The sequence below is a fragment of the Serratia sp. CY29653 genome (assembly GCF_052169255.1).
In the GTDB taxonomy this organism is placed as follows: Bacteria; Pseudomonadota; Gammaproteobacteria; order Enterobacterales; family Enterobacteriaceae; genus Serratia; species Serratia sarumanii.
Genome location: NZ_JBJNLC010000006.1, coordinates 199,563 through 222,833, shown reverse-complemented (window position 1 = coordinate 222,833; position 23,271 = coordinate 199,563). Strand labels below are relative to the sequence as shown.

The following is a 23,271-nucleotide window of genomic DNA, read 5'->3' as shown; positions in this document are numbered from 1 at the left end:
CTCCCATCAGTCGGTGAACGGCAAAGGGGAAGCGCGAGCGCCTCCCCTGTTATTGGCTGCGGTTATTTCGCCTTCAGCACTTTCACCCGATAACGTCCGTCCGCCTGACGATAGGCGCCGTGAATGTCGGTTTCAAAGCCCGGATAATGCGCGCCGATTTCGCACAGCATCTGCAGGAACTCCAGCACCGGCCGGCTCTCCTCGGTCAGCATTTCGCCCGGCATCACCAGCGGCACGCCCGGTGGGTATGGGAGGATCATATTGGCGTTGACCTTGCCGACCATCTCTTCCAGATAGACTTCTTCCACTTCGCCGTGCAGCTCTTTCTGGAACGCCTGGTATGGGTTCATCACCATGGTTGGCAGCACTTCGAACGCGCGGTACATCAGGTCCGGCAGGTTGTGCTGCTCCACCAGGCGGTGAATGTTCTGCGCCAGATCCTGAATGCGCATGTTTTCATAGAAATCAGGCGCTTCGTGATACAGCGAAGGCAGCATGTTTTTCACCCGCAGGTTCAGATCGAACGAGCGTTTGAAGTCGGTCATCGCGCGCAGCAGGCTGAGCGCCTTGGTTTTGTCAATGCCGATGCTGAACAGGAACAGCAGGTTGTACGGCCCGGTTTTCTCGACGATGATGCCGCGTTCGTCGAGGTATTTCGCCACGATGCTGGCCGGGATGCCGAACGGCTGCATCTCGCCTTCCTTGCTCATCCCCGGCGTCAGAATGGTGACCTTGATCGGGTCGAGATACATGTGTTCGTTATCGATGTTCTTGAAGCCGTGCCAGGCGCTGTCGGAACGCAGCGGCCAGCATTCCGGCTCATCGATATGCTCCGGCTGCCAGACGTCGAAGAACCAGCCGTCGGACTCGACTTTCAGGCGTTTGATCTCTTTGCGGAACTTGATCGCGCGCTCGATAGAGCCGTTGATCAGGCGCTTGCCGGCGTTGCCTTTCATCATCGCCGCGGCGGTTTCGGTCGACGCCACGATGCCGTAGTGCGGCGAGGTGGTGGTGTGCATCATGTAGGCTTCGTTGAAGGTTTCTTCGTTGATGTCGCCCTTCACATGAATCATCGAAGCCTGCGAGAAGGCCGCCAGCAGTTTGTGGGTGGACTGGGTTTCATAGATCACCTTGCCCTCCACGCGGCCGCCGCTCATGCCGCACTTGCCTTTATAGATCGGGTGGAAGTTGGTGTAAGGCACCCAGGCGGAATCGAAGTGGATAGACTTCACGTCCAGGGTGTTCTTGATAAAGTCGGTGTTGTACAGCAGGCCGTCATAGGTGGAGTTGGTGATCACCGCGTGTACCGGCCAGGTGGCGTTCGGGGTCTCCTTCACGCGTTTGGCGATGGTGGCGCGCTGGAACTCGCTCTGCGGAATGCCGCCGAGGATGCCGTAGGCGTTGCGGGTCGGGCGGAAGTAGATCGGCGTGATGTCGCTCATCATCATCAGGTGAGTCAGTGACTTGTGGCAGTTACGGTCAATCAGCACCGTGCTGCCCGCCGGCGCCGAATACATGCCGACGATCTTGTTGGCGGTGGAGGTGCCGTTGGTGACCATGTAGCTGCGTTCGGCGTTGAACACGCGGGAAATGTACTCTTCCGCCTCTTTGTGCGGGCCGGAGTGATCCAGCAGCGATCCCAGTTCGGACACCGAAATCGAGATATCCGACTTCATGGTGTTCGGGCCGAAGAAATCGTAGAACAGGCTGCCCACCGGGCTTTTCTGAAACGCGGTGCCGCCCATGTGGCCCGGCGTACAGAAGGTGTATTTGCCTTCGCGCACGTATTTGAACAGCGCCTTGGTCAACGGCGGCAGGATGGTGTCGATGTACTCGTCGGTGTTCTGTTTGATCTTGGCGGCGATGTCGGTTGCCGCGCCGAGCGCATATTCGAAGAAGCGCACCTGCATGCGCAGATCGTTCAGGCTGACGTCCAGCGTCGAATAGGTGTTAGCGAACGCGTACAGCGGCATGTATTCGTTCAGCTGGCTGATCTCTTCGCACAGCTCCAGGTTGTATTTGTCCCAGTCGAAGATCACCCCGCACAAGCGGGCGTTGTTCTCGATCAGTTTCAGCAGGTCTTCGCGATCGTTAGGGTAAACGATGCGGAAATCCAGACTTTCCAGCGCCTGATGCAGTTCACGGATAGGCTCTTCTTTGAAGTAGACACCCATGTGATTCATGATGGCGATAACGTTCATATGCATTTCTCCTGGCAAAGCAAGCCCCTTCCCGTCGCGGCTGACAGGTCGGAAAGAAAGGGGCTGGGTAAATTCAGTCGGTCAGCGGACGCGAATCAGTGCGCTTTGGCCGTGGTGTTTTCATCGACCGCCGCTGCGTTGGCAGCCTGGCGGGTATTCATTTTCCGGGCGTAGAACATCAGGATAATCAGGCTGATGATAAAGGTGCCGGACAGTTCGAATGAGTTGGCGCCCATCAGCGCGATGAAGCAGAAGCCGCAGCCGCACACCGAAGCGATCAGGCTCAGCAGGTTGCGCACGTTGACCCCTTCGAAGCGGATCAGGTCTACGCAGGAGTAGAAGTAAGGCAGCATGGTCAGCAGCACCGCGATGCCGGTCAGTTCGCCGAACAGGTCGGACGCTTTGCCGCCGGCGGAGCTCATCAGGGTGATCAGCACCATTAGCGCAGTCATTTTGCAGCCGGCCAGCAGCAGGCCTTTCTTCGGAATGCCGTTTTTATCCAGCTCGCCGTACACTTTCGGGAAGTTGCCGTCGTTGGCGGCGCGTACCCCGGCCTGGCCGACCAGCATCATCCACGAACCGAGCGACGTCAGGCAGGCGAAGGCAGTGAAGGCGGAAACCATCGGTGCGGCCCAGTTGCCCATAATCGCCGAGGCGCTGATGGCGAACGGCGCGCCGCTGGCGGCCATTTCAGACGCCGGGAACATACCGCTGATCACCTGAGTGGCGGCGATGTAGATAATGCCCGCCAGGCCGGTGCCGAGCATGGTCGCCAGCGGCACGGTGCGTTTCGGATTTTTCACCATGCCGGTGCTGACCGCTGCGGATTCCACACCGATAAACGCCCACAGGCACAGCAGGATACTTTTAATCACCGCATGGCTGTCGGTGGTGCCGGAGGTATTCCAGTTAGCCTGGTAGGTGGCGGCGTCAAACCAGTGCCAACCGAGGGTGGCAGTCACGATCACCGGGATCAGCACCAGCACCAGGCCCAGGGTGGTCAAACGGCTGACCCAGGTTCCGCCCAGCATGTTGACGAAGGTGAAGATCCACACGATGGCGATACAGGCGATGCCGGCAGGTACCGGGTTATTCAGCGCCGGGAAGAAGGTGGAGAGATAAGAAACGGCGGTAATGCCGATGGCCAGGTTACCGATCCAGTTGGCATGGTAATAAAGCACGCCGGTCTGGAAACCGAAGGCCGGGGAAATTTCACCCGCATAAGCGATAGGGCCGCCCTGCTGCGGGTTTTTGGTGGCGAGGCGGGCATACACATAGGCCAGCGACATCGCCCCGATAATCGAGATCACCCATCCCCAAATGGCGATAGATCCGAGACTCGCCAGGTTGGCGGGCAATAAGGCAATCCCGCTCCCCATCATATTACCGGCGACGACGCCGGTGCAGGCAATAAGCCCTATTTTCTTGGGTGAAGCCATGGTCAGTTTCTCCTGATTTACGTTTCTTATAAGCCACACCCATAAATGAAAGATTTTAATGAGCCGGCTTGATAGTCAGGATGCTAACCATCGGGGGGAATAAAGTCCTAAAGATAAAGTGAGATTACGCTCATGATTATACAAATGATAACCTGAGGTTTTTCATTAACACATCAAGATAAAAAGGTAAGCTAAAGAAAAGATAAACATCATTTAAAAACAGCAAAATAGCGAGGTTAATCACGCATAACAAACGGCAAAAAAAGAGCAATATTGCGCAGAAAAATAATACATTCATGCAACATGACTTTACCAATAAATAACGCCACCATGATCCCCGGAGAATAATGGCGGCGTGATAGCGGTTAATTATTGGCGCTGATAGTTATTTAAATAAGGCACCACGTTGGTCAATGACGTCTGGAATACGCCATTGGTGATCCAATGCAATGTGTCTTCGCCGGGGCGAAGATTGAATGCGGTAATATAAGAATCCGCCGCCAAATGGTTCTGCCCCTGCATTTCATACACTTTCCCCAGCAGCACATAATTCAGCCACGACATTTGCAATTCAATCCCCAGATCGATCGCCCGGTGCGCCTCGTCAATGCGCCCCTGCGTCAATGCATCTACCGCCAGAACTTGCTGCATGATTGGCGTGTTTTTCAATTCCGGGATGGTCGCCAAATGACTGATATCGGCGCGCAGTTGCGCCAAGGCCTGGCTGTCGAACGGTTGATAAGAATTGCGCAGCAGGTCCACCAGCGCTTTTTCCGCCAGCAGGTAGTGGAAGTTCGGCGCGCTTTTAATCAACTCGCTCAGCTGGGCGCTGGCGCGGGTCAACGAATCGGCGTCGCCGTGGATCAGCAACTGATGCGCCTGGTAGAAACGCTGCAGCAGCGGCCCGTTGTCGGGCAGCAGCTGCGCCAGACGCTGCTCCAGCTGTGGCGGCCAGGGCTGCTTCAGCGCTGCGGACAGGCTGGTGAGGAAGTCGGTCTGGATCTTCAGCTGGTTATCGGCGGTAATGAAGTAACGCTTGTCCAGCATGACTGAGCTGTCGGCGTTATCCACCAGCCGCACGGACAGGAAACACTGCTGGGCGCGGTAGTGGCGCTGATTGACGAACTCGATATACAGCGACTTGCCCGAGTTGCTGGGGCCGGAATAGTTGTAGTTGGTCTGGTCGTGCACCAGGAAGGTCGAGTAGGTGTTCAGCGAATCGGTGATCAGCTCGCTGACGCCCACCACATAAGAGAGCTGCGGCATCCAGTTGCTGCAGCTCTCGCCGCCCTGGATGCGAATATCGATATCGCGCGGGTTGAGCAGCACCGGCATGGTCGATACCGGCACGCGCTGCGACAGCGTGGCGATGCCGACAAACGCCACGCAGACGCTGAGCGCCGCCAGAAACGCCAGCCACACCCAGAAGGTTGAGCGGCGATAAAAGCGCGGCTTCTTTTCGCCGGGCGCGGCAACCGGCGCGCTTGCCCGGCGCGGCGGCACATACGGCGTTTCGTCTTCCTCGCTGCCGTCTTCCGGTTCATGCATGATCACCGCAATCTGCGGCGCCGGTGCGGGAGCGGGTTGCGCCTCCCCTTCTTCACACCAGATCACCGACGTCGCCAGCTTATACCCGCGCTTAGGCACGGTGATAATGTATTCAGGGCTGTCGCTGTCGCCGTCTTTCAGGTATTTGCGCAGTTCCGAAATACATTGGGTCACCACGTGGTTGGTGACGATATTGCGCTTCCAGACGTTGTCGATCAGCTCGTCGCGGCTCAGCACCACGTCGGGATGGCGGGCGAAATAGCACAGCATGTCGATCAGGCGCGGTTCCAGCGTTTTTAGGCGTCCGTCGCGGCTGATGGTGTTGTCGGCAGGGGTAACCAGCCACTCCCCGACGCGAAAAGCAGGCTCTTGCATGGCGGAAATAACTCTGTAGGCATGTAGGGCAAGGGCGCGATCATAGCATAACCGCCCCCGGCTGTGGCCGCCGGGAGGCGATTAAGCCGTTAACTCTCGTATAATTCTAACGGTAAACCATCGGGATCGCTGAAAAAGGTAAAGCGGGATTGGGTGTAAGGATCGACGCGTACCGGTTCGCAGGCGACGCCGGCCGCCTGCAGATGGGCGATGGCCTGGTCAATGTCGTCAACGCTGAACGCCAAATGGCGCAGGCCGCAGGCCTCCGGGCGGCTGACGCGAGCCGGCGGCGAAGGGAAAGAAAACAGCTCGATGGCGTATTGCCCGTTGAGCGCCAGATCCGCTTTCCAGGAGTCGCGCTCCTCGCGGTAGACCTCGCTCAGCAGGGTGAATCCGAGAATGTCGCAGTAAAAATGCTTACTGGCGGCGTAATCCGCGCCAATGATCGCGATATGGTGTACCTGACGTAACGCCAGCATGGTGGCCGCTCCTGTTCGGTCTGATGAGGCAAGGTATCCGGCGGCGGTGATGCCGTCAATGGGAACGCCCGGCATATCTTTCCAAACCGCCGGGCGTGTTATGCATTATGGCTGTGGGGCTTTCAACACCTTCACCAGATAGCGCCCGTCCTCCGTCAGCCTGGCGCCGTGGATGTCGGTTTCAAAACCGGGGTAACGTTCGCCGATCGAGCACAGCATCAGCAGAAAATCGAGCACCGCCCGGCTCTCTTCGGTAATCATTTCCCCCGGCATCACCAGCGGCACGCCCGGCGGATACGGCAGGATCATATTGGCCGCCACCTTGCCCACCAGCTGATCCAGCTCACAGGTTTCCACGTTGCCCCGCACCTGCTCCTGGAACATCTGGTGCGGCGTCAGCTTCATTTCCGGCAGCACGTCGAACGCCCGCTGCATCAGGCGCGGCAGATCGTGCTGGCAGATCAGGCGATGAATGCCGGCGGCCAGATCCTGAATGCGCATGTTGCGATAGAAATCCGGATCCTCGGCGTACAGATCCGGCAGCATGTTCTTCACCCGCAGGTTGAGATCGTAGGCGCGCTTGAAGTCGGTCAGGCCGCGCAGCAGGCTCATCGCCTTGGTTTTGTCGATGCCGATGCTGAACAGGAACAGCAGGTTGTACGGCCCGGTCTTCTCCACCACGATGCCGCGCTCGTCGAGGTACTTCGCCACCAGCGCCGCCGGGATCCCCTCCTCCTCCAGCGCACCCAGCTCGTTCATGCCCGGCGTCAGGATCGTCACCTTGATCGGATCGAGGTATATGTGATCGCGATCGGTCTGGCCGAAACCGTGCCAGTTGTCGTCCGGATCCAGTGGCCAGCATTGCGCCTCATCGATCTCTTCCGGCTGCCAAATGTCGAAGAACCAACTGTCGCTCTCCTCGCGCAGCCGCTGCACTTCACGGCGAAAATGCAGCGCGCGCTCCACCGAGCGGTTGATCAAGCGGCGCCCCGGGTTGCCGCGCAGCATGGCGGCCGCGGTCTCCATCGACGCCACGATGCCGTAGTGCGGCGAGGTGGTGGTGTGCATCATGTAGGCTTCGTTGAAGGTGCTCTCGTCGTAGTCGCCCTTGATATGAATCATCGAGGCCTGCGAGAAGGCCGCCAGCAGCTTGTGCGTCGACTGGGTCTCGTAGAAAACCTTACCGGGCACCCGCTCGCCGCTCATGCCGCTCTTGCCGTCGTAAATCGGATGGAAGTTGGTGTAAGGCACCCAGGCGGAGTCAAAGTGGATCGATGGCACCTCCAGCGTCTGCTTGATGTAGTCGGTGTTGTACAGCAGGCCGTCATAGGTGGAATTGGTGATCACCGCGTGCACCGGCCAGGTGGCGTTCTCGGTCTCCAGCACCCGGGCGGCGATGCTTTCGCGGGTGAACTCGCGCTGCGGAATGCCGCCGAGGATGCCGTAGGCGTTGCGCAGCGGGCGCAGATAGATCGGCACGATATCGCTCATCATCAGCAGGTGGCACAGCGATTTGTGGCAGTTGCGGTCGATCAGCACGGTGCTGCCGGCCGGCGCCGAATACATGCCGACGATCTTGTTGGCGGTGGAGGTGCCGTTGGTGACCAGATAGCTCTGCTCGGCGTTAAAGGTGCGCGCGATATACTCTTCGGCCTCCAGGTGCGGCCCGGTGTGATCCAGCAGCGAACCGAGCTCGGTAACCGAAATCGAGATGTCGGCCTTCAGGGTATTGGCGCCGAAAAAGTCATAGAACAGGCAGCCCACCGGGCTTTTTTGAAACGCGGTGCCGGCCATGTGGCCCGGCGTGCAGAAGGTGTACTTCCCTTCACGCACATAGTTGAACAGCGCCTTGGTCAGCGGCGGCGTAATGGTGTCGATGTATTCCGCAGTGTATTGCTGGATGCGCTGCGCGATATCGTCCGCCGCATTCAGGCCATACTCGAAGAAATAGAGCACCATGCGCATTTCATGCAGGCTGACGTCGAAGGTGGAATGGGTATTGATAAAGGCGTACAGCGGCAGGTATTCATTCAGCTCGTTGATTTCGCTGCACAGCTCCAGGCTGTAGTCGTCCCAGTCGAAGATCACCCCGCAGATGCGGGCGTTGGCTTCGATCAGCTTCAGCAGATCACCGCTGTTTTTGGGGTACACCAGTTGGAATCCCATGGCGGCCAGCGCCGCGTGGAGCTCGCGGATCGGCTCATCTTTGTAGTAGACGCCCGTCGGGCCCATGATGGCGATGATATTCATCGGCAGCTCCTGTCAGTTAACGGCCAAGTCTCTATAACACCACGAAAATCCGGTGGTGTGTAGCCAAAAAAAAACCGCCCGGAGGCGGTTTCTTGCAGCGAAGCACAGAACTCAGCAGTAGCCGTAATTCATCAGACGCTGATAGCGGCGGTTGAGCAACTCTTCGTCGTTCAGGCCGTCCAGATCTTTCAGATCGGCCAGCAGCTGCGCTTTCAGCGCGGCGGCCATTGCCGGCACGTCGCGGTGCGCGGAACCCAGCGGCTCCGGGATCACCGAGTCGATCAGCTTCAGCTCTTTCAGGCGCGGCGCGGTGATGCCCATCGCTTCTGCGGCCAGCGGCGCCTTATCGGCGCTCTTCCACAGGATGGAAGCACAGCCTTCCGGCGAAATCACCGAGTAGGTGCTGTACTGCAGCATGTTTACCTTATCGCCCACGCCGATCGCCAGCGCGCCGCCGGAGCCGCCTTCGCCGATGACGGTGCAGATGACCGGCACGTTCAGGCGCGACATCTCACGCAGGTTGCGCGCGATGGCTTCGGACTGGCCGCGCTCTTCCGCGCCCACGCCCGGATAAGCGCCCGGGGTATCGATAAAGGTGATGATCGGCATCTTGAAGCGCGCGGCCATTTCCATCAGGCGCAGCGCCTTGCGGTAGCCTTCCGGCGCCGGCATGCCGAAGTTGCGGCGGATCTTCTCTTTGGTTTCACGGCCTTTCTGGTGCCCGATGATCATCACCGGGCGGCCATCCAGGCGCGCAATACCGCCGACGATCGCTTTGTCGTCGGCGTAAGCGCGATCGCCCGCCAACTCTTCGAAGTCGGTAAAGATGTGTTTGATATAATCCAGGGTATAAGGACGGCGCGGGTGGCGTGCCAATTGGGCAATCTGCCAGGCCCCAAGATCGGCAAAAATCTTGCGCGTCAGCTCAACGCTCTTTTCACGCAGGCGCTGAACCTCTTCGTCCAGATTAATATCTAATTTTTCGTCTTGACGGCTGACTGCAGTCAGCGAGTCAATTTTCGCTTCCAGCTCTGCAATCGGCTGTTCAAAATCAAGAAAATTCAGACTCATAGCATTCCTATTTTAGTCAAATTCCAAGTCCACCTGCTCATTGCCTACCAACGTCCGCAAGTCGATCAACAAGCGGTCGGTGGGCGTCACGCGCCAGGTTGCGCCAAAACGCAGCTTGGCTCGCGCATCTTCCCGTTGATAGTAGAGATGCACTGGAATCGTCCCCGAGCGATGGGGTTCCAACGACTGACGGAGACGGTTCAAAAGCTGGTCATCAATTTGCCTGTCAGTCAGCGAGATAGCAAGCCCGCGAGCGTATTTTTCCCGGGCTTCACTGATGTCCATTACCTCGCGGGCCATCATTTTAAGCCCGCCGCTAAAGTCATCAAAGCTGACCTGTCCACTGGCGATAAGGATACGGTCTTTTTCCAACAAATGCTGGTATTTTTCTAACGCTTCGGTGAATAACATCACTTCCAGGCGGCCCGAACGGTCATCCAATGTACAGATGCCGATGCGGTTGCCGCGCTTGGTCACCATCACCCGCGCGGCGACCACCAGCCCGACGGCGGTGGTCATTTTGCCCCGATCCGTCGGGTGCATGTCTTTCAAACGCTGGCCACCGGCGTAACGTTCGATCTCCTTCAGGTACTGGGTGATCGGGTGGCCGGTCAGGTACAGCCCCAGCGTCTCCCGTTCCCCGTCCAGCACCACCTGCTCCGGCCAGGGCGCGATATTGGCGTAGGATTGCTCCACCTGCTCCGGCGCTTCCGCCAGCACGCCAAACATATCCACCTGGCCGATCGCTTCGGCTTTCGCATGCTGATCCGCCGCTTTCAACGCGTCGCCGAGCGAATTCATCAGCGCGGCGCGGTGCGGCCCGAGGCGATCGAACGCGCCGGACATGATCAGTTTTTCCAGAATGCGGCGGTTCAGTTTCTTGATGTCTGAGCGCGCGCAGAGATCGAACAGGTCTTTGAAGTAACCCTGCTCGCCGCTGTTGCGCGCCTCGATGATGGCTTCGATCGGCCCTTCCCCCACGCCCTTGATGGCGCCGATGCCGTAAACGATCTCGCCGTCGTCGTTGACGTGGAAGTGATACAGGCCGCTGTTGATGTCCGGCGGCAGGATCTTCAGCCCCATGCGCCAGCATTCGTCCACCAGCCCCACCACCTTATCGGTGTTGTCCATATCGGCGGTCATGACCGCCGCCATAAACTCGGCCGGGTAGTGCGCTTTCAGCCACAGCGTCTGATACGACACCAGCGCATAGGCGGCGGAGTGCGATTTGTTGAAGCCGTATCCGGCGAATTTCTCCACCAGGTCGAAGATTTTCACCGACAGTTCGCCGTCGATGCCGCGCGCTTTGGCGCCATCTTCAAAGCCGCCGCGCTGCTTGGCCATCTCGACCGGGTTCTTTTTACCCATCGCACGGCGCAGCATGTCCGCGCCGCCCAGCGTATAGCCCGCCAGCACCTGGGCAATCTGCATCACCTGTTCCTGATACAGGATGATGCCATAGGTGGGTTCCAGCACCGGCTTGAGCGACTCGTGCTGCCACTGGATGTCCGGGTAGGAGATCTCTTCGCGGCCGTGCTTGCGGTCGATGAAGTTATCCACCATCCCCGACTGCAGCGGCCCCGGACGGAACAGCGCCACCAGTGCGATCATGTCTTCGAAGCAGTCGGGCTTCAGACGTTTGATCAGGTCTTTCATGCCGCGCGATTCAAGCTGGAACACCGCCGTGGTTTCCGAGCGCTGCAGCATGTCGAAGCTTTTCTTGTCGTCGAGCGGAATGGCGGCGATGTCGATCGGCTCCAGCCCGGTCTTGGCGCGCCGGGCGTTGATCATCTCCAGCGCCCAGTCGATGATGGTCAGGGTGCGCAGACCGAGGAAGTCGAACTTCACCAGCCCGGCGTATTCCACGTCGTTCTTATCGAACTGGGTCACCGGGTGCTGCCCTTCGGCGTCGCAGTACAGCGGCGCGAAGTCGGTGATTTTGGTCGGCGCTATCACCACGCCCCCGGCGTGTTTACCGGCGTTACGCGTCACCCCTTCCAGCTTGCGCGCCATGTCGATCAGCGCCTTGACCTCTTCGTCTGCCTCGTAAATTTCCGGCAGCTGCGGTTCGGCAGCGAAGGCTTTTTCCAGCGTCATGCCCGGATCCGGCGGCACCAGCTTGGAGATGCGATCGACGAAGCCGTACGGGTGCCCCAGCACGCGGCCCACGTCGCGGATAACCGCTTTCGCCGCCATGGTGCCGAAGGTGATGATCTGCGATACCGCTTCGCGGCCGTACATCTCCGCCACGTGCTCAATTACCTGATCGCGCTTCTCCATGCAGAAGTCGACGTCGAAGTCGGGCATCGAGACACGTTCCGGGTTCAGGAAACGTTCGAACAGCAGGTCGAACTCCAGCGGATCGAGGTCGGTGATTTTCAACGCATAGGCCACCAGCGAACCGGCGCCGGAACCGCGCCCCGGGCCCACCGGCACGTTGTTGTCCTTCGACCACTGGATAAACTCCATCACGATCAGGAAGTAGCCGGGGAACCCCATCTGGTTGATCACCTTCAGCTCGACGTCCAGACGCTCGTCGTATTCCGGGCGGCGCTGCGCGCGCACTTCAGGATCGGGGAACAGGAACTCGAGACGCTCTTCCAGCCCCTCTTTCGATTTGAGTACCAGGAAGTCCTCGGTGCTCATGTCGCCGGTCGGGAACTGCGGCAGGAAGTATTCGCCGAGGCGAATGGTGACGTTGCAGCGCTTGGCGATTTCGACGCTGTTCAGCAGCGCTTCGGGGATGTCGGCGAACAGCTCGCACATCTCGTCTTCGCTGCGCATGTATTGCTGCGGGCTGTAGTTGCGCGGCCGCTTGGGATCGTCCAGCGTAAAGCCGTCGTGGATGGCGACGCGAATTTCATGGGCGTCGAAGTCGTCTTCCACTAGGAAGCGCACGTCGTTGGTGGCCACCACCGGCAAACCGCGCTCGGTGGCCAGCGCCACCGCCGCATGCAGGTAGTTCTCTTCGTCCGGGCGGCCGGTGCGGATCAGTTCCAGGTAGTAACAGTCCGGGAAGTACTGCTGGTAGAAGTCCAGACACTGATCCACCTGCGCCTGGTTGCCGCGCAGCAGAAACTTGCCGACGTCGCCCTGACGCGCGCCGGAGAGCAGAATCAGCCCTTCGCGATGTTCAATCAGCCAGTCGCGATCGATGATCGGGCCGGCGGCGCCGTAGCCGCGCTGATAGGCGCGGGAAATCAGCAGCGTCAGGTTCTGGTAGCCTTCGTTGTTGCTGGCCAGCACCGTCAGCTGAGCCAGCTCGTCGCCCAGCTCTTCGCTTTGCACATGGAAATCCGCGCCGATGATCGGTTTGATCCCGGCGCCGTGCGCGCTGCCGTAGAACTTCACCAATCCGCACAGGTTGGTGAAATCGGTGATTGCCAGAGCAGGCATGGCTAACGCGGCGGCTCTTTTCACCAGCGGCGCCGTCTTGGCCAATCCATCAATCATGGAATAGTCACTGTGGACGCGCAGGTGAATAAAACGAGGTTCGGCCATCTCCAGATACCTGATTGAAGGGGCTCAGCAGGCTGAACCCGGGTTAATGCTATCGTCGGGCCTGGTCAACCAGGCCCGCAGGCTACAGCGCCAGCGCCCTTTTCACCGGCGCGAAGCTGCGGCGGTGATGCTCGGTGGCGCCCAGCGCGGCCAGCCGCTCCAGGTGGAAGGCGGTCGGGTAACCCTTATGCTGCGCGAAACCGTAGTCCGGGAACTCGCTGTCCAGCGCGGCCATTTCACGATCGCGCGTGACCTTCGCCAGAATGGACGCCGCGCTGATCTCCGCCACGCGGCTGTCGCCCTTCACCACCGCCTGCGAACGCATCGGCAGGTTCGGGCAACGGTTACCGTCGATTAAAACCATGTCCGGCGCGATATGCAACCCGGCCACCGCGCGCTGCATCGCCAGCATGGTGGCGTGCAAAATGTTCAGCTGGTCGATTTCTGCCGGCTCGGCGCGCCCCAGGCTCCAGGAGAGCGCCTTGGCGACGATTTCGTCATACAGCGCCAGGCGGCGTTTTTCACTGAGTTTCTTGGAATCCGCCAGCCCGACGATCGGCTGCGCCGGATCGAGGATCACGGCGGCGGTGACCACCGCACCGACCAACGGCCCGCGGCCCACTTCGTCCACGCCGGCAATCAGCGTGGCAGCGGGATAGATAAAGGGTTCAATCATGCTTTCGCCAGCTCCAACACAGCCTGAGCGGCCTGTTCGTCCGCACCGCAACGGATGCTTTGGTGCAAGGTAAGGAAAGTCTGTTTCAGCGCTTCGGTTTGCGGGCTCTCTTCCAGCAGCGGCATCACGGCGGCGGCCAGTTTGTCCGGCACGCAGTCATGCTGCAGCAGCTCGGTAACGAGCTCCCGCCCCGCCAGCAGATTCGGCAGCGAAACGTAAGGCGTTTTCACCAGTTTCTGCGCCAGCCAGAAAGTGAACGGCTTCATGCGATAGCCCACCACCATCGGGCACTTGGCCAGCATGCACTCCAGCGCCGCCGTGCCGGATGCCAGCAGCGCCGCGTCGCTGGCGATCATCGCCTCGCGCCCCTGGCCGTTCAGCAGGTGTACGGTCAGATCCGGCGCCACTTCCGCCTTGATGCGCTCAAACTGCTCGCGCCGTTTGGCGTTGACCAGCGGCACCACCACTTCCAGCTCGGGATAACGGGTGCGCAGCAGCTGCGCGGTCTTGAGGAAGTCGGCGCTCAGCATCTCGACTTCGGCGCCGCGGCTGCCCGGCAGCAACGCCAGGCAGCGCGCCTGCGGATCGATGCCAAGCTGAGCGCGCGCCGCCAGCCGATCGGGCTGCAACGGCATGGCGTCCGCCATGGTGTGGCCGATAAACCGGCAGGGCACGTTGAAACGATCGTAAAACGCTTTTTCGAAAGGGAGAAAGGCCAGCACCAGATCGGTGGCTTTGCCAATTTTGAAAACGCGCTTTTGCCGCCAGGCCCACACGGAAGGGCTGACGTAGTGAATGGTACGGATACCGCGCTGCTTGAGGCGGCCTTCCAGCGTGATGTTGAAGTCCGGCGCGTCGATGCCGACAAACACGTCCGGCCGCAGCTCGCCGAAGCGGCGGGTAAGATCCTTGCGGATCTTCAACAGGCGTGGCAAACGCTCGAGCACTTCCACCACGCCCATTACCGCCAGCTCTTCCATTTCGTACCAGGCTTCACAGCCTTCGGCCTGCATCAGCGGGCCGGCGACGCCAACAAAACGCGCGTCGGGGATCTGCGCCTTGAGCGCGCGGATCAAACCGGCGCCGAGAATGTCACCGGAGGTTTCTCCGGCGACCAATCCGATAGTCAATGGACGATTCGACATAACTCAGCGAATGATACCGCGGGTGGAACGGGTAAAGAAATCGAGGTATTGCTGCACCACCGGCTGTTCTTTGGCCAGGGCTTCGATTTCCGCTTTCGCTTCATCCAGCGTTTTCTCGCTGCGATACAGGATCTTGTAGGCGTTGCGGATCGCCTGCATTTCATCCTTGTCAAAACCGCGACGCTTCAGGCCGACCGCGTTGACGCCGAACGGCGTCGCGTGGTTACCCTGAGCGATGACGAAGGGAGGCACGTCCTGAGCGACGCCGGAACAACCGCCTACCATCACATGCGCGCCGATAATGCAGAACTGGTGGATCGCCGTCATGCCGCCGATGATGGCGTGATCGTCGATTTCCACATGCCCCGCCAGCGTGGCGTTGTTGGCCAGCACGCAAGCGTTGCCGACCACGCAGTCGTGGGCGACGTGCACGTTGACCATCAGCAGGTTGTCATTGCCCACCTTGGTCAGGCCGGTGCCCTGCGCGGTGCCGCGGTGAATGGTCACGCTTTCGCGGATGCGGTTGCGATCGCCCACTTCAACGCGCGTCGGTTCGCCCGCGTATTTCAGATCCTGGTTCACTTCACCGATGGAAGCGAACTGATAAATCTGGTTATCGCAGCCAATCTTGGTAATGCCGTTCACCACCACGTGGGATTTCAGCACCGTGCCGGCGCCGATTTCCACCTGGGAGCCGACGTAGCAGAAAGGGCCGATATGCACGTTGGCGCCGATCACGGCGCCTTCTTCGACTATCGCGCTAGGATGGATAAAGGCGGTTTGGTCAATCACGGATTAAGCCTCCCGGCTGCGGGCACACATCATGGTTGCTTCGCAGACAATTTTACCGTCAACGGTCGCCACGCCTTTGAAGCGAGTCAGGCCGCGGCGAGTTTTCTCGAAGGTGACTTCCATGACCATCTGATCGCCTGGCACCACAGGGCGTTTGAAGCGTGCTTCGTCGATACCGGCGAAGTAATACAGCTCGCCCGGCTCCAGTTTGCCGACGCTTTTAAACGCCAGGATACCGGTGGCCTGCGCCATGGCTTCCAGAATCAATACGCCTGGGAAAATCGGTTTGCCAGGGAAGTGGCCCTGGAAAAACGGTTCGTTCACCGATACGTTCTTCACCGCACGCAGATATTTGTGCTCTTCAAACTCGAGGACGCGGTCGACCAGCAAGAACGGGTAACGGTGAGGAAGCAGATCCAAAATTTCTGCAATATCCAGAGTATGAGTGTCAGTAGTCAAAATACTCTTCCTGTCTCTAAAAACTGATGGCATCAACAACACGGCCTGCGCTGACCCCAAAAGGAGATCATTATGCAGGCCGCAAATTAACATCTCTTTGCGCTTTTGGTCTCACGACCAACGCGTTTCGTTTTGTACCCGCGAAGGCAGGCGGCAATGATTAGTCTTTTCCGACTTTACGTTCGACAGCTTTCAAGCGTTTGCTGATCTCATCGATATTCATCACCAACGCAGCGGTTTTACGCCAAACCTTGTTAGGCTGCAACGGAATGCCCGAAGAGTATACCCCAGGTTCGGTGATTGGTCGCATAACCATTCCCATTCCGGTAACAACAACCTTGTCGGCAATTTCCATGTGACCGTTGATCACGCTGGCACCGCCGATCTGGCAGTAGCGGCCGATTTTCAGGCTGCCGGCCATGATCACACCGCCGGCGACGGCGGTATTGTCGCCAATCACGACGTTATGTGCAATCTGGCATTGGTTGTCGATGATAACACCATTCCCGATTTGGGTGTTATCCAAAGCGCCGCGGTCGATGGTAGTGCAGGCGCCGATTTCGACGCGATCGCCGATAATCACCGTGCCCAACTGAGGGATTTTGATCCACTCGCCGCGCTCATTGGCATAGCCGAAACCGTCCGCGCCGATCACGGTGCCGGACTGGATCAGGCAGCGCTGGCCGATTTCAACCGCATGATAAATCGTGACGTTCGCCCACAGACGCGTTCCCGCGCCGATGCGTGCGTGTTTGCCGATGAAGCAGCCCGGGCCGATAACCACGTTATCGCCAAGCACCGCACCCGACTCAATCACCGCGTTCGCCCCAATGGCGATGTTCTGCCCCAGTTGCGCTTCAGGCGAGACAACCGCGCTTGGCGCAATATCCTGCGCCGGCGCCGGCGTGGTGTCCATCAGCTGCGCCATGCGCGCGTAGGTCAGGTAAGGGTTTTTAACCACCAGCGCCGCAGTACGGCAGTGTGGTAAATCCGCTTCGGTAAGCACCACGGCGCTTGCCTGGCAGGAAGACAGCTGCTCTTGATAGCGGCTGTTTGACAAAAACGTGATTTGGCCAGGCTGTGCCGAATGCATAGAAGCAATGCCGGTGATGACGAGATCGCCATCACCGTGCAATTGTGCATCCAACTGCTGCGCTAAATCAGCCAGTCGAATTGAAAGCATGTGTTATTTAACCTGTTTCAGCACGTCAGCAGTGATATCTTTGGAAGAGTCTGCATAGGCAACGGCGTTGGCGTCGATCACCACGTCATAACCGCCTTTGCTGGCGACAGATTTCACAGCGTCCTGAATGCGGCTCAGGATCTTGTTACGCTCTTCCATCTGGCGACGACGGTTGTCCTGCTCGAAAGCCTGGGCTTTCTGAGAGAACTGCTCGCGCTGCGCCATCACGTCTTTTTCCAACTTGCTGCGATCGCTGGCTTTCATGGTAGCGCCGTCACGCTGCAGACGTTGCATTTTGGTCTGCAGGCTACGTTCCATGTTCTGGAGTTCGCTTGCACGGCCTTTAAACTCGTTTTCCAGCTGTTTAGCGACCGCTTCGCGGGCCGGCAGCTGTTGGAAAATGCTGGAGACGTTAACGACAGCGATCTTATCTGCTGCCTGAACGCCAGTTGAAGCAGCCATTGCTAAACCGAGGCCTGCGGCACACAACCACTTTTTCACTATAAACTCCTTACCATCACCCATTTGTGTCATATGACACTGAAGTACACAATTTGCCAGACTTATCCCACCAAACAATGAGAATCATCTCCCTCTGCCGGCGGGCGCCTGGCCATTGCGATTCTTAATAACTTTTATGCCCAGAGGCGAGACCCGTTACCAGGTCTTACCGATGTTAAACTGGAACTGTTCGGACTTGTCGCCTTCGTATTTCTTGATCGGATTGGCGTAAGAGAACACCAACGGCCCCAGCGGCGACATCCACTGCAGCGCGATACCGGCGGAAGAACGAATATTGCTGGCCTTGCTGTAGTCCGGCACGCCGTACATCAGCGTTTCGTTGGTATTCTTCCACTTGGTATCCCACACGGTACCGGCATCGATGAACAGCGACGTCCGCACTGAGTTGGCGTATTTCTCGCTGATGAACGGCGTCGGGGTGATCAGCTCCAGGCTGGCGACCGCCATGGCGTTACCGCCCACCGCGTCATCCGAGCTACAGATGTTCTGACGCGTGGTCGTGCTGCCGGCGTTGAACTGACACTGGTACGAGTTGGAATTGTAGTACACCGCCTTCGGACCAATGGTGTTGGACTGGAAGCCACGCACGGTGCTAGAACCACCGGCGTAGAAGTTCTCGTAGAACGGCATTTCCTTGCCGCCCAAGCCATCCGCGTAACCCAGACGGCCACGGCCCAACAGCACCCAGGTGCGATCGTCGTTGATCGGCACGTACTGTACGCTGTCCAGCGTCACCTTGTAGTATTCGTTGTCCGAGCCCGGAATGGTGACCTTGCCGTTCAACGTGGTGCGGTTACCCGACGTCGGGAAGTAGCCGCGGTCCAGGTTGTTGTAGGTCCAACCCAGGTTCAACGTAAAGTCGTCCGTCGAGTAGCTGGCGCGGTCGGTCTTGTTCGCATCCACGCCCATCGAGTCGAGGTAACGCCACATGGCGATCTGCGGCTGCATGTTCGACAGGCCGTTGTGGACGTAGCCCAGGCCGGTACGCAACGAGTTGTTTTCGTTGATCGGGAAGCCCAGCGTGCCGTCGATACCGTAACTCTTGTTGGTATAGTCCGACAGATCCGCGTCATCCGCCTTAAAGTCGTTGTAGAAGATGCGGCCGCCCAGGCTCACACCGTCAACGGTGAAGTACGGGTTGGTGACCGACAGTTCCGTATAAGTCTGGTAGTCGTTCTTGGTGCCGCTGATGCCCACCGAGTAGCCGGTACCCAACCAGTTATCCTGCTGCACGCCCGCCTGGAAGCTGACACCGCTCTCGGTGCCGTAACCGACGCCGAAGTTGAAGGTACCGGTGTTGCGCTCTTTCACCTTGTAGGTGACGTCGACCTGATCGGCGGTGCCCGGCACGCGCTGGGTTTCCACGTCAACCGTTTCGAAGTAGCCCAGACGGTTCAGACGCTCCTTGCCCTGCTCGACCTGCTCGTTGCCGAGCCAGGCGCCTTCCATCTGGCGCATTTCGCGACGCAGTACGGAATCCTTGCTGGTGTCGTTGCCTTCGAACTTGATGCGACGCACGTAGAAGCGGTTGCCCGCGTCGACGTTGACGTGCAGTTTGACGGTTTTATCCGCGTCGTTGATCTCAGGCTGAGTGCCGACGCGCGGGTAAGCGTAACCATAACGGCCCAACATCGTTTTGATGTTGTCTTCCATTTTGGTCACCTTGCTGCCGTTGTACAGCTCGCCCGGTTCGATTTTGGTGATCTGAGCGACTTCCGCCGAGTGGCCGGCCAGGTTGCCGTTCACGACAACATCGGAAAGCTTGTACTGATCGCCTTCGGTGATGTTGATGGTGATGTAGATGCCTTTTTTATCCGGCGTCAGGCTCACCTGGGTAGAATCGATGTTAAAGCGGGCATAGCCGCGATCCAGATAGAAGCTGCGCAGGGTTTCGAGATCGCCCGCCAGTTTCTGCTTCTGGTATTTGCGATCGCCGACCAGGTTCCACCACGGCACTTCGTCACGCAGCTGGAAGCGCGAGATCAGTTCGTCGTTGGTGAAGGCATGGTTGCCGACGATGTTGATTTGTTGAATCTTGGCGGAGACCCCTTCCGTGAACACCAGTTTCAGGTCGACACGGTTGCGCGGCAGCGGCGTGACTACGGCTTTCACCGAGGCGCTGTATTTACCGACGCTGTAGTAGAAGTCTTCCAGCCCTTTTTCAATGCTGGAGATCGTGGTGCGGTCGAGCGCCTCGCCCACCCGGACGCCGGAGGCTTCCAGGTTCTGCTTGAGCATGTCATCTTTCACCGACTTGTTGCCGGAGAAAGTGATGCTGGCGATGGTAGGACGTTCCTTCACCTGCACGATCAAGGTATTACCATCGCGCAGTACGCGCACGTCCTCGAAGTTGCCGGTGGCAAACAAGGCACGGATGGTATTACTGATGTCATCGTCAGTGACGGTATCGCCGACGCGAACCGGCATGTTGAGTAACGCCGCACCGACGGCGACTCGCTGCAGGCCTTCGAAATGAATATCTTTCACTACGAACCCGTCTGCACCGTATACGGTGGCGCTGCCAAACAGCAGCGACGCTATGAGCAACTTTTTCATCGCCATCGTTGTTATGCGTTCTTCCTAACCTATCCCCGCCCCTAGAGGCGGGAAAAATCATTGAAAAGTGCAAGACCCATCAACAACACCAGCACGATCGAACCTATGCGGTAGCTGTAGTCCTGTACTCGCTCGGAAACCGGCCCACCCTTCAGCTTTTCTATCGCCAGGAAGAGGAGATGCCCACCATCTAACACCGGTAATGGGAACAGGTTGATGATACCCAGGTTGACGCTAATCAACGCCAGGAACATCAGATAATACACGAACCCGACTCCGGCTGACGCCCCTGCTCCCTGTGCAATCGAGATCGGGCCACTCAGGTTGTTCAGCTTTACATCACCGGTTATTAATTTGCCCAGCATGTTGACCGTCAGCCGCATCAGCTGCCAGGTCTTGTCGCCGGCCTGATACAGCGCCGGGAACGGTCCATACTGGCGAATCGTTTTATACTCGTCCGGCAGCGGCAGCACCTTTGGAATGATGCCTGCAAACCCCACCGATTTGTCTTTTCCCACCGGCTTTGTATCCGGTATCAGCGTCAAAGACAAGGGGGCGCCGTTTCTTTCAATCTCCAAAGCCAGCGGTTGCCCCGGGCCATCGTGGATACGCTTCACCAGCGTCTGCCAACGACCCAACGGCTGACCATCGACTTTAACGATCCTGTCCCCCGCTTGTAAACCCGCCTTTTGCGCCGCCGAGTTAGGCTGCACTTCCGCCAACACGGATTCTATCTGCGGGCCGCGCGGCATAATGCCCAACGCGACAACGGGATCCTGCTTGTCCGGTTCAAAGTTCCACTGGCGCAAATCCAGGGTTTTGGTCACCACCTGCGAAGAGCCGAACGGCGCGACGCCGACTTCGGTTTGCGCATCGCCAATCTTCGCCACCAGCGCCAGACGAACTGACTCCCAATCAGGCGTTTCGATACCGTCAACCGACTTTAGTTCCATGCCAGACGAAATTTCAGCCTTGGCGGCAATGGATTGCGGCGCGATTTCACCGATCACCGGACGGAAACTCGGCACGCCGATGATGAACACCAGCCAATAGGCAAGGATAGCAAACAGGAAGTTGGCGATGGGGCCGGCGCTGATGATGGCCGCGCGCTGCCAGACGGTTTTGTTGTTGAAGGCCTGATGGCGCATTTCCGGCGCCACCGACTCCACGCGCTCGTCCAGCATCTTCACGTAGCCGCCGAGCGGAATCAAGGCGATGACGTACTCGGTGCCCTGGCGATCGGTGCGGCGCCACAGCGCCCGGCCGAAGCCGATGGAGAAGCGTTCAACGCGCACGCCGCAACGGCGGGCAACCCAAAAGTGTCCGAACTCGTGCACGGTGATCAAAATACCGAGCGCAATCAGAAACGCCACCAGGTTCCAAAGCACGCTGACCATCATCCCTCACTTTCCGTCATCGACGGATTAAAACACCAACAGCATCAGGCAGGCAAACACCGGCACCGCCGCGGTCAGGCTGTCGATACGATCCAGTATGCCGCCGTGACCGGGGATCAAGTGACCGCTGTCCTTGATGCCCGCTTCGCGTTTGAACATGCTTTCGGTCAAATCGCCCAGCACCGAAGCCAGCGCGGCGATCACCGAACAGGCCAACAGCGTGGTCGGCACCACGTTCAGCGGCGCGTAGCGGCCGAACAGCCAGGAAATGACCGCCGACGTCAGCAGCCCGCCAATCAGCCCTTCCCAGGTTTTACCCGGAGAGACCTTCGGCGCCAGCTTATGCTTGCCGAACAGCTTGCCGAACATATAGGCGCCGGAATCCGCGCCCCACACCAGCAGCATCACGTACAGCAGCCACCAGGCGCCGGTAAACGGGTTTTGCTCGTAGCCGAACTGGCGCAGCGCCAGCATGCCCCAGAAGAACGGCACGATGGTCAGCAGGCCGAACAGCAGGCGCAGCGGGCGCGAGTTGCGCCAGATGGCGGCCGAGCCGGGGTAGAACAGCACCAGCAGCAGCGCCGCCAGCCACCAGGCCAGCGACAGCCACAGCGAGCCGCTCACCTGCGGCACGGATTGATGGTACGCGGGAACGCTGAGCATCATCAGCGCCAGCAGAAAACCGCACAGTATCGCCAGCCAGATGCGCTGCGAACGGGAGGTAAAACCGGCCAGTTGGCCCCACTCCCAGGCTGCTAACATGCACACGACGAGCGTTACCAGAGCAAAGGCCAGCGGCGGCAACAGGAACAGCGCCGCGATAACGATCGGGATTAAAATCAGAGCAGTTATGAGGCGATACTTCAGCAAAAGTTCTCCCTAGGACGCATCGGCGCCGATAGGTGTTGTTCCCCCGAAGCGGCGCTCACGTTGTGCAAATGCATTCAGCGCACCTTCAAAGACAAGTTCATCGAAATCAGGCCAGAGCACATCAGTAAAGTAAAGTTCAGCATAGGCGATTTGCCACAGCAGGAAGTTACTGATGCGATGCTCGCCACCGGTGCGGATAACCAGATCCACCGGCGCCAGGTCGCTCATGCAAACCCGCTCGTTCAATAATTCCTCGCTGATCTGATCCGGGTGCAACTCCCCCACCCGTACCCGTTCGGCCAGTTCCCTTACTCCCTGAATGATATCCCAACGGCCACCGTAGTTGGCAGCGATATTGAGCGTCAGGCCATCGTTATTTTCCGTCAGTGCTTCAGAGCGGCGGATCCGCTCCTGCAAACGCGAGCTGAAGCGGCTGATATCGCCGATCACCCGCAGCCTGACGTTATGTTTATGCAGGCTTTTTACTTCACTATCCAGAGCACGGACAAAAAGCTCCATCAGGGCGGAGACTTCCTGCACCGGACGGTTCCAGTTTTCGCTGCTGAAGGCATAAAGCGTGAGCGCATCTAAATGGTGGCTGGCGGCAAAACTGACCGCGCGGCGAACCGATTTCACCCCTGCTTTATGACCGAAGACACGTAACTTGCCCTGACGTTTGGCCCAGCGTCCGTTACCGTCCATGATAATGGCGACATGGCGCGGCCCCGGGGAAGATGGATTAGCCTCTTGTTGGTTTGCGGACGACATAACTCGTACTTATTTCCTCAATAGAAATATAACTGCCTT

General features: G+C 58.7%; 17 protein-coding genes. All 17 read right to left on the bottom strand.

The genetic code is table 11. From position 1 onward, the window contains the following. Nucleotides 1–62: 62 nt before the first annotated feature. Nucleotides 63–2,201, bottom strand: a complete 2,139-nt coding sequence (cadA, locus tag ACJ8HN_RS22080) for a lysine decarboxylase CadA (protein ID WP_043139919.1) — start codon at nucleotides 2,199–2,201, stop codon at nucleotides 63–65. 95 nt (nucleotides 2,202–2,296) lie between these two features. Next, nucleotides 2,297–3,640: a cadaverine/lysine antiporter gene (gene cadB, locus ACJ8HN_RS22075; protein ID WP_033635727.1), complete on the bottom strand. Its 1,344-nt coding sequence runs from the start codon at nucleotides 3,638–3,640 to the stop codon at nucleotides 2,297–2,299. A gap of 369 nt (nucleotides 3,641–4,009) precedes the next feature. Further along, complete coding sequence (cadC, locus tag ACJ8HN_RS22070; protein WP_197750745.1) at nucleotides 4,010–5,563, bottom strand: lysine decarboxylation/transport transcriptional activator CadC; 1,554 nt, start codon at nucleotides 5,561–5,563, stop codon at nucleotides 4,010–4,012. 89 nt (nucleotides 5,564–5,652) lie between these two features. Continuing rightward, nucleotides 5,653–6,042 (bottom strand): VOC family protein, encoded by a 390-nt coding sequence (locus ACJ8HN_RS22065; protein ID WP_126191707.1) that lies wholly within the window; start codon nucleotides 6,040–6,042, stop codon nucleotides 5,653–5,655. 105 nt (nucleotides 6,043–6,147) lie between these two features. Beyond that, nucleotides 6,148–8,292, bottom strand: coding sequence for a lysine decarboxylase LdcC (locus ACJ8HN_RS22060; protein ID WP_442523951.1), 2,145 nt, complete (start codon nucleotides 8,290–8,292; stop codon nucleotides 6,148–6,150). A 111-nt stretch (nucleotides 8,293–8,403) separates the two neighbouring features. After that, entirely contained in the window at nucleotides 8,404–9,363 is a 960-nt protein-coding gene (gene accA, locus ACJ8HN_RS22055) for an acetyl-CoA carboxylase carboxyl transferase subunit alpha (RefSeq protein ID WP_004931972.1), read from the bottom strand. A 12-nt stretch (nucleotides 9,364–9,375) separates the two neighbouring features. After that, a complete protein-coding gene (dnaE, locus tag ACJ8HN_RS22050; protein ID WP_060388404.1) occupies nucleotides 9,376–12,864 on the bottom strand; it encodes a DNA polymerase III subunit alpha in 3,489 nt (1,162 codons plus the stop codon). A gap of 82 nt (nucleotides 12,865–12,946) precedes the next feature. Next, the gene (rnhB, locus tag ACJ8HN_RS22045) at nucleotides 12,947–13,540 is read right to left on the bottom strand and encodes a ribonuclease HII (RefSeq protein ID WP_033635733.1); all 594 of its coding nucleotides are present in this window, start codon (nucleotides 13,538–13,540) and stop codon (nucleotides 12,947–12,949) included. Continuing rightward, nucleotides 13,537–14,685 carry a lipid-A-disaccharide synthase gene (gene lpxB / locus ACJ8HN_RS22040; RefSeq protein WP_442523950.1) on the bottom strand — a complete coding sequence of 383 codons (1,149 nt, stop codon included), beginning with the start codon at nucleotides 14,683–14,685 and terminating at the stop codon, nucleotides 13,537–13,539. The genes rnhB and lpxB overlap by 4 nt, the downstream gene beginning before the upstream one ends. A gap of 3 nt (nucleotides 14,686–14,688) precedes the next feature. Then, nucleotides 14,689–15,477 (bottom strand): acyl-ACP--UDP-N-acetylglucosamine O-acyltransferase, encoded by a 789-nt coding sequence (lpxA, locus tag ACJ8HN_RS22035; RefSeq protein WP_004931964.1) that lies wholly within the window; start codon nucleotides 15,475–15,477, stop codon nucleotides 14,689–14,691. Nucleotides 15,478–15,480: 3 nt separating this feature from the next. After that, nucleotides 15,481–15,936, bottom strand: coding sequence for a 3-hydroxyacyl-ACP dehydratase FabZ (gene fabZ / locus ACJ8HN_RS22030; protein ID WP_004931962.1), 456 nt, complete (start codon nucleotides 15,934–15,936; stop codon nucleotides 15,481–15,483). A 160-nt stretch (nucleotides 15,937–16,096) separates the two neighbouring features. Then, entirely contained in the window at nucleotides 16,097–17,119 is a 1,023-nt protein-coding gene (gene lpxD, locus ACJ8HN_RS22025; protein WP_442523949.1) for a UDP-3-O-(3-hydroxymyristoyl)glucosamine N-acyltransferase, read from the bottom strand. A gap of 3 nt (nucleotides 17,120–17,122) precedes the next feature. After that, nucleotides 17,123–17,620 (bottom strand): molecular chaperone Skp, encoded by a 498-nt coding sequence (skp, locus tag ACJ8HN_RS22020; RefSeq protein ID WP_342177546.1) that lies wholly within the window; start codon nucleotides 17,618–17,620, stop codon nucleotides 17,123–17,125. Between the two features lie 156 nt (nucleotides 17,621–17,776). Next, the gene (gene bamA / locus ACJ8HN_RS22015; RefSeq protein ID WP_033635736.1) at nucleotides 17,777–20,203 is read right to left on the bottom strand and encodes an outer membrane protein assembly factor BamA; all 2,427 of its coding nucleotides are present in this window, start codon (nucleotides 20,201–20,203) and stop codon (nucleotides 17,777–17,779) included. Nucleotides 20,204–20,238: 35 nt separating this feature from the next. Beyond that, nucleotides 20,239–21,594, bottom strand: coding sequence for a sigma E protease regulator RseP (gene rseP, locus ACJ8HN_RS22010; protein ID WP_004931952.1), 1,356 nt, complete (start codon nucleotides 21,592–21,594; stop codon nucleotides 20,239–20,241). 27 nt (nucleotides 21,595–21,621) lie between these two features. Next, a complete protein-coding gene (gene cdsA, locus ACJ8HN_RS22005; protein ID WP_004931949.1) occupies nucleotides 21,622–22,464 on the bottom strand; it encodes a phosphatidate cytidylyltransferase in 843 nt (280 codons plus the stop codon). Nucleotides 22,465–22,473: 9 nt separating this feature from the next. Further along, complete coding sequence (ispU, locus tag ACJ8HN_RS22000) at nucleotides 22,474–23,232, bottom strand: (2E,6E)-farnesyl-diphosphate-specific ditrans,polycis-undecaprenyl-diphosphate synthase (RefSeq protein ID WP_033635737.1); 759 nt, start codon at nucleotides 23,230–23,232, stop codon at nucleotides 22,474–22,476. Nucleotides 23,233–23,271: the final 39 nt, after the last annotated feature.